The organism is Streptomyces sp. NPDC055287 (genome assembly GCF_053646035.1).
In genome coordinates this window covers 66,445-73,651 of record NZ_JBSHNE010000031.1, presented here as the reverse complement: position 1 = coordinate 73,651, position 7,207 = coordinate 66,445, and the positions used below count along the sequence as shown (strand labels likewise).

Sequence of the window (7,207 nt, the reverse complement as noted above, 5' to 3'; positions counted from 1 at the left end):
AACACCCGCGCCGAGCCGAAGACCAACTTCGCCCCCGACTCACCAATCCGACAGTGGACGCAATACCCGGCCAAAGCAGCGTGACAAGCCACTAGCATGAGGCTGGGTTGGGGGCCCCGAGCCGAGGCGCGGTTTCGGGACCCCCGGACCGCGCGCAATGGAATCCCACAGACCGTGCACGCGTCGCCGGGCTCAACGGCGGTGGTGAACCTACGGTCACGGACCCGGTGGGGTGTCGTGTGGTGGCGTCCGGTTCACCTCGATGTGCCTGGTGATGTATCGGCTGTGCAGGCGTCCAGGTATACGGGCCGTCTCTTCCGCGTGGGCCGGCATGCAGCGGTGTGGGGTCTCGCCCGACCGGGCGATCGAGACATCGCGCGCCTCCTCCTGCAGCCGGACAGTGGGCTGTACAACACTCCAAGCGGGGCTGTTTGTGTTCCACCGTGGACTGGAGGGCAGGGCGACGTGATCTGGCAGGAGTCCCGCCGCAAGGGGCCGGCAGGAGTGGGGGCCAGGTGCCCTGGTGAGCGGGGGCCGTACGGGATCAGGCCCGCCGGCAGCGAGGACGAGAACGCTGGTGCCGCTGAACAGGCAGGCACAGCCCCCGTGGAGCCGGGGTCAGGAGAGGAAGACCGGTGAGTGGTCTGTGGCAGCGGGTCCTTGCCGCCTACACAACCGACGGGTACCCGCAGCATGACCGCGAAGAGCTGCTCGCCCTGGGCGCGGCCGAACTCGCCCACACCCGCAGCCCGGGCGGCCGGGCTGCGACCGTCGAGGACGTCCAGCGCGTCGCCCGACAGGAGTTCGGCCTCCTCCTCGACGAACGTCAGGCGCGCACCGCTCTTGCCGAGCGCCGCACGGAGCGCGCCACGTGACGAGGGGGCGCGAGAAGCACGCGCGCTGCCCGGCCGGTATGGGGGTGAGGGCCCTGAGGGGTGGCAGGGCCCTCACAACGCGGGTCCGTGGGGGACGGATATGCATGCACGCGTCGGCGGAACAACGACTACCAGGCACCAGGGTCACTGTCTGCCCGGAGTGCGCTGTCTCTTAAGCGTCGTGAGTCTCGGGCTGCAGAAGGCGCGTCTTGTGGGCACCCGGGCTACTTGGCTCTGGGATGGGGCGGCGATCCAGGCGAGATATCTGAGGCAGACCAGGCATGGCTACGCCGCTTCCGCCCGGCCGGCGTCAGCTTCCTGCTCGTGCACATGCTTCAGCGCCATCCGCTGATCCACTCGCTGGTCGGCCTCGACCGTCTCCCAGTGCGGATGCGTCGCCACCGCGGCCGACAGCTCGAGGAGTTCACGGCGCAGGCGGGCGACCTCCGTCTTTTGGACGTCGGTGTACCCGGGGCTGGGCGGCAGGCTGCGGGGTTCTGCGTCGCTGTAGAGAACCTTCGGGGCCGTCCATCCCTCGGAGGGCTCTACCGACCAGGGGAGAGTGTGGCCGAGGGCTTCGTACTCCGCCCAGGTCTGGTGCAGGCGAAGCTGAGCTGCGCGAAGGTCTTCGGGAAAGTCGTCCGTAGCCACCCCAGAATGCTACTCGTGTTCGATTTTCTAGCCCAGCAGGCGCGCCCCGACACACGCCGATCAGCCCACTGGCCGATCCGCCGTCCCGGAAGCCATCCGGCTGCTCGCCTCGGAGCAGGGTGGGGCGTGCGATGTCTGAGAGTTTTCGTGCCGGTCGTGTCCCGCACGGTGAGGTTCGCGGCCAGGTAATCCCCGCACTGGGACGTCCGTGGGCACCGGCGTCGACTGTCAGGCGACGTGGGAGCTCGGTGGGCTGCGGGAGGCCAGAGCTGTCACACAATGGCTCTGGCCATTGCTTTCGAGGTTTCCAGTCAGGCACTCAGCTGGGATCAGTGGTGTTCGGTGCTGGTGTGCTCTTCGTGCTGGGTGGTGGCGTCGGGGGTGGTGCGGTTGGTGGTGGGGAGGGTGAAGGGGGCGGTGCGGACGGTGCCTTGGTGCTTGAAGTCGAGGAAGAGGCGGTAGGCGCCGTTGGTGGGGGCGGTGGCCATGAAGGAGATGGCGGGGCCGGGCTGGGTGGTGCCGTCGCCGGGGTTGCCTTCGGGGTGGACGTGGAGGTAGGCGAGGTCGCCGGAGCGCAGGGCGACGAGGTGGCCGTAGGTGCCGAGGTAGGGCTCGAGGTCGGTGACGGGCTTGCCGTCTTTCGCCACGTTGAGCCTCAGGCCGGTCATCTTGCCGGCCGTGAGCTTGCCGTCGAGAGTGACGGTGTAGCCGTCGACTTCGGCGGTGGCCTTCTGGGGCGGCAGCTCTCGCGGCTGGTAGGGGCCGGCGACGGCGAGGTCTGCGCCCAGGGTGAGGGGCTTGGCGCCCTGTCCCGCGGGGGTGAAGTCGGCGAAGACGCGGTAGTCGCCGGCCGCGGGCAGGTCGACGGGGGTGCTCCAGGTCCCGTCCGGCCCGAGGGCGGGGTGGAGATGGCGGAAGGTGTTCAGGTCGCGTGAGGCGACGATGAGGTGCAGGTCCTTGTCGTGGGCCCTGGCGTATTTGGTGACGGCTTTGCCGGCCTCGTCCTTGATGGCGAAGCGCAGTGGGGCTTCCTGGCCGGCGGCCAGGCGCGGGGTCAGCAGGTCCAGGGTGTAACCGTCCTGGGAGATCTGCAGTCCTCCCGGGAGGGGCGGTGTCGCTCCGGTGTGCTGGTCGCCGTGGTTCATCGCGTTGCTCTCCTGGTGTGCGGCGTGCGGGGCGCTGGGGGTCTTGCCGGTGAGCGGGTCGGCTACTGCGCCTATGCCGTAGGCGGTGGTGAAGGTCAGGGCGAGGGCTGCGCCGTAGAGGCCGATCTTGGCTGTGGTGTTCATGGTGGTCTCCCGTGTGGTGCGTGGGCCGGAGCGGCGCGCTGAAGGTTCCCGACCGACCAGAGCATACCCCTGGGGGGTATCAATGCAACGGGCTGAGGGGGTTTGCTTCTCATACCCCCTGGGGGTATACCTGAATCAGTCGCAGATACCCCCAGGGGGTATCAAGGTCCGTTGATGGTTGGAGAACCACATGTCCTCGTCCTGCTGCTCCCCGAACAACACCTGCTCCACCACTGCGCAGCCGTCTGTGGCCGTGGACGGCGTCCGCACCGTGTACGCGGTGTCCGGTATGACCTGCGGCCACTGCAAGGACGCGATCACCAAGGCGGTCAGCGCCGTGGACGGCGTCAGCCGCGTAGAGGTGGACCTCGCCTCCGGTCAGGTCACCGTGGTCAGCGCAGCCGATCTCGACGACCGGGTGATCGCCGCCGCCGTGGATGACGCCGGCTACGAGGTCACCGGCCGCGCGGCCTGACCCGCCCCTCCCCCCTTCTTTCTCCGTTCCGGGCCGCCGGGGCCTACGAGCCCCGGCCGTCCGCCGCCACCAGGAGCACAGATGAGCACCGCCACCACCAACGTCGCCACCGGCGCCGCCGAGGCCGAGGTCGAGCTCGCCATCGGCGGCATGACCTGCGCCTCGTGCGCGGCCCGGATCGAGAAGAAGCTCAACCGCATGGACGGGGTGAGCGCCACGGTCAACTACGCAACCGAGAAGGCCAAGGTCACCTTCGACGGCTCGGTCTCGGTCGCGGATCTCATCGGCACGGTCGAGGCCACCGGCTACACCGCCCGCGAACCCGAACCTCCCCGGCCGGACGCCGAGCCGGGTGCAAGCGAAACTGGGTCGGGCGAGGACGACGGGCTGCGGCCGCTGCGCCAGCGCCTGGTCGCCGCGGTGCTGCTGTCGGTGCCGGTCATCGCGATGGCGATGGTCCCGGCCCTGCAGTTCGACTACTGGCAGTGGCTCTCCCTGACCCTGGCCGCGCCGGTGGTCACCTACGGGGCCTGGCCGTTCCACAAGGCCGCGTTCACCAATGCCCGGCACGGCGCCGCGACCATGGACACCCTGATCTCCCTGGGCACCTCGGCCGCGTTCCTGTGGTCGCTGTGGGCGCTGTTCTTCGGCACCGCGGGCATGGCTGGGATGACGCACCCGTTCGAGTTCACCATCGCCCGCAGCGACGGGTCGGGGAACATCTACCTGGAGGCCGCGGCCGGGGTGACGGCGTTCATCCTGGCGGGCCGCTACTTCGAGGCACGGTCCAAGCGGAAGGCCGGCGCGGCGCTGAAGGCGCTGCTGGAGCTCGGCGCGAAGGATGTCACCGTCCTGCGCGGCGGCCGTGAGGAGCGCATCCCGACCGGCGAGCTGCGGGTGGGGGACCGCTTTGTGGTGCGGCCGGGCGAGAAGATCGCCACCGACGGCACCGTCATGGAGGGCTCCTCCGCGGTGGACGCCTCCATGCTCACCGGCGAATCCGTACCCGTCGAAGTCTCGGTCGGTGACACCGTCACCGGCGGGACCCTGAACGCCGGCGGCCGCCTCGTCGTCGAGGCCACCCGGGTCGGTGCCGACACCCAGCTGGCCCGGATGGCGCGGCTGGTCGAGGACGCGCAGAACGGCAAGGCAGCCGCCCAGCGCCTCGCGGACAAGATCTCCGCCGTGTTCGTCCCCGTCGTCATCGCGCTCGCGCTCGGCACGCTCGGGTTCTGGCTGGGCAACGGGGCGGGCTGGACCGCCGCGTTCACGGCAGCGGTCGCCGTGCTGATCATCGCCTGCCCCTGCGCACTGGGCCTGGCCACGCCGACCGCCCTGATGGTCGGCACCGGCCGCGGCGCCCAGCTCGGCATCCTCATCAAGGGCCCGGAGGTCCTGGAGTCCACCCGCAAGGTCGACACCATCGTCCTGGACAAGACCGGCACCGTCACCACCGGCAAGATGACCCTGCTGGCCGTCCACACCGCCGACGGCACGAGCGAGAGCGAGGTGCTGCGCCTGGCGGGCGCGCTGGAGCACGCTTCCGAGCACCCCATCGCCCAGGCCGTCGCCACCGGTGCCGCCGCCAAGGTCGGTTCCCTGCCGGCCCCGGAGGACTTCTCCAACCTTGCGGGACTCGGTGTCCAGGGGGTCGTCGAGGGCCACGCCGTCCTCGTCGGCCGCGAGAAGCTGCTCGCCGAGTGGGCCATCGAACTTTCCACCGATTTGAAGGAGGTCAAGGACCAGGCCGAGGCGGCGGGGCGGACTGTGATCGCGGTGGCCTGGGACGGTGAGGCCCGCGCGGTCCTCGAGGTCGCCGACGCCGTCAAGGACACCAGCGCCGAAGCGATCACCCGGCTCAAGGCTCTCGGGCTGAGGCCGATCCTGCTGACCGGCGACAACCGGGCTGTTGCCGAATCGGTGGCCGCCGAGGTCGGCATCGAGCAGGTCATCGCCGAGGTGATGCCCGAGGACAAGGTCGACGTCGTCAAGCGCCTCCAGTCCGAGGGGCGCAGCGTGGCCATGGTCGGCGACGGGGTCAACGACGCGGCCGCCCTGGCCCAGGCCGACCTCGGCCTGGCGATGGGCACCGGCACCGACGCGGCCATCGAGGCCGGCGACCTGACCCTGGTCCGCGGCGACCTGCGAGCGGCGGCCGACGCGATCCGCCTGTCCCGCAAGACGCTGGGCACCATCAAGTCCAACCTCTTCTGGGCCTTCGGCTACAACGTCGCCGCCCTCCCCCTGGCCGCCGCCGGCCTGCTCAACCCGATGATCGCCGGAGCGGCCATGGCCTTCTCCTCGGTCTTCGTCGTCGGCAACTCCTTGCGCCTGCGCTCCTTCCGCGCCGGCAGCTGAGCCCCGGCCCGCAGACGCCCCCGCCCGGCCACCCGGGCGGGGGCGCCGGCACATCCGGCCAGGTGCCGGCGGAACACATCACCGCACCCCGTCGTTACATCTATACCCCCATGGGGTAATTCAGTGAAGGGAAGGGATCGCCGTGCACGGGTACACCGCCAACAAGGACGACGTCCTCAAGCGACTGCGCCGCATCGAGGGCCAGGTGCGGGGCCTGCAGCGCCTGGTCGAGGAGGACACCTACTGCATCGACGTCCTCACCCAGGTCAGCGCCACCACCAAGGCGCTGCAGTCCTTCGCCCTGACGATGATGGACGACCACCTCCAGTCCTGCGTGGCCGACGCCATCGCGCAGGGCGGCGACCAGGCCCAGGACAAGATCGCCGAAGCGTCCCAGGCGATCGCCCGCATGGTCCGCTCCTGAACCACCGCGCATCGGCCGGGGCTGCGGTCAGCGCGGGCGGTCAGTGTCCGGTGTTCGTGTGGCCTCCCTGGTGCACGGTGGTCCAGGTGCGGCCGCCGTCCTTGGACTCGTGGACGGCGTCGTTGCTGTCGGCGGCCAGGAGGTGGTCGGGGCTGGCCGCGGTCAGTACGGCGCCCTGTACGCCGCCAGGGAGGCGGCCCCGTTCGGTCCAGGAGGTCCCGTCGCTGCCGGACAGCACCCTGCCGTCGGCGGCGAGGGCGATCAGCCGGCCGGGCGCCGGCCGCTCCACGGCGGCGAGGGCCGGTGCGCCGGGAACCGGCTGGAAGGTGGCGCCGCCGTCGGTGCTGTGCAGCAGCCCGTCGCGGCTGGTCGCCCACACCTCCTGAGGCGTCCCGGCGTGGGCGGCGAGGTCCCCGGCCGGGATCTTCGCGCGCCGCTCCCACGTGGCGCCGGTGTCCTTGCTGGCCCAGATCCGTGAGGTCTGGCTGTCGAGGCCGTAGAGGGTTGGGCCGGCTTGCTGGAGGGAGTGGAAGTCGGCTTCGCCTGCGGCGGAGACGGTGGTCCAGGTCTTTGCGGCGTCTGTGCTGCGGATCAGGCCCAGGTGCGGTGAGGTCGCGGCGGGGTCGGTGATTGAGGGGTGGCCGCTGGCGAGGAAGGTGCGCGGGCCGGTGACGGTGAAGCCCATCGTGTCCTGGTAGCGGTCGGCGATCCGTACGGCGCCGGCGGGGGTGAGGCGGAAGACGCCGAGGTGCCCGGCGGCGTAGAGGGTGCCGTCGGCCGGGTCAACGCCGAGACCGTGCAGGTGCCCGGTTCCCGGGTCGGCATCGCTCGTCGCGCTGGCCTTGCCCTGCGCGGGCGCGGTGTCGGTGGTCGAGCAGCCGGTCAGCAGCAAGCCGCCGGTCGCCACGGCGGCCGCGAACGCGGCTATGCGGAAGCGGATGGTCATGTGTGGGTCCAGAACGCTCGAAGGGGAAGAAAGGCCGGCCGGCCCCGGGGGGGGGCCCCCCGGGCGGCGGGCCCCCCCCCTCCGGGGGGGTGGCCCTAACCCCGCCCCCCCCCCCCCGCGCCCGCAGCCGCGTCCGGCCACCCGGACGCCGCCCACCCCGACGCGGCTGAGGCGAGCGCCGGTGTGCCC

General features: G+C 71.1%; 7 protein-coding genes. 4 read left to right on the top strand and 3 right to left on the bottom strand.

The features are described from left to right. Positions 1 to 635: 635 nt before the first annotated feature. Complete coding sequence (locus ACWIHY_RS31595; protein WP_454379515.1) at positions 636 to 875, top strand: hypothetical protein; 240 nt, start codon at positions 636 to 638, stop codon at positions 873 to 875. A gap of 285 nt (positions 876 to 1,160) precedes the next feature. Here the strand turns inward: ACWIHY_RS31595 and ACWIHY_RS31590 are convergent, their stop codons facing one another. Together ACWIHY_RS31590 and ACWIHY_RS31585 are read right to left on the bottom strand one after the other, a co-directional pair. Next, on the bottom strand, positions 1,161 to 1,526 hold the full coding sequence (locus ACWIHY_RS31590; RefSeq protein ID WP_454379514.1) for a hypothetical protein: 366 nt from the start codon (positions 1,524 to 1,526) through the stop codon (positions 1,161 to 1,163). Between the two features lie 329 nt (positions 1,527 to 1,855). Then, the gene (locus tag ACWIHY_RS31585; RefSeq protein ID WP_454379513.1) at positions 1,856 to 2,815 is read right to left on the bottom strand and encodes a hypothetical protein; all 960 of its coding nucleotides are present in this window, start codon (positions 2,813 to 2,815) and stop codon (positions 1,856 to 1,858) included. A gap of 190 nt (positions 2,816 to 3,005) precedes the next feature. Here ACWIHY_RS31585 and ACWIHY_RS31580 point away from each other — a divergent pair, with 190 nt between their 5' ends. The 3 genes from ACWIHY_RS31580 to ACWIHY_RS31570 all read left to right on the top strand — a co-directional run bounded on the left by ACWIHY_RS31580 (position 3,006) and on the right by ACWIHY_RS31570 (position 6,072). Beyond that, positions 3,006 to 3,290 carry a heavy-metal-associated domain-containing protein gene (locus ACWIHY_RS31580; protein WP_454379512.1) on the top strand — a complete coding sequence of 95 codons (285 nt, stop codon included), beginning with the start codon at positions 3,006 to 3,008 and terminating at the stop codon, positions 3,288 to 3,290. Between the two features lie 81 nt (positions 3,291 to 3,371). Further along, the gene (locus tag ACWIHY_RS31575; protein ID WP_454379510.1) at positions 3,372 to 5,648 is read left to right on the top strand and encodes a heavy metal translocating P-type ATPase; all 2,277 of its coding nucleotides are present in this window, start codon (positions 3,372 to 3,374) and stop codon (positions 5,646 to 5,648) included. Between the two features lie 136 nt (positions 5,649 to 5,784). Then, positions 5,785 to 6,072 (top strand): metal-sensitive transcriptional regulator, encoded by a 288-nt coding sequence (locus ACWIHY_RS31570; RefSeq protein ID WP_256097046.1) that lies wholly within the window; start codon positions 5,785 to 5,787, stop codon positions 6,070 to 6,072. Positions 6,073 to 6,112: 40 nt separating this feature from the next. Here the strand turns inward: ACWIHY_RS31570 and ACWIHY_RS31565 are convergent, their stop codons facing one another. After that, positions 6,113 to 7,018 carry a F510_1955 family glycosylhydrolase gene (locus ACWIHY_RS31565; RefSeq protein WP_454379508.1) on the bottom strand — a complete coding sequence of 302 codons (906 nt, stop codon included), beginning with the start codon at positions 7,016 to 7,018 and terminating at the stop codon, positions 6,113 to 6,115. Positions 7,019 to 7,207: the final 189 nt, after the last annotated feature.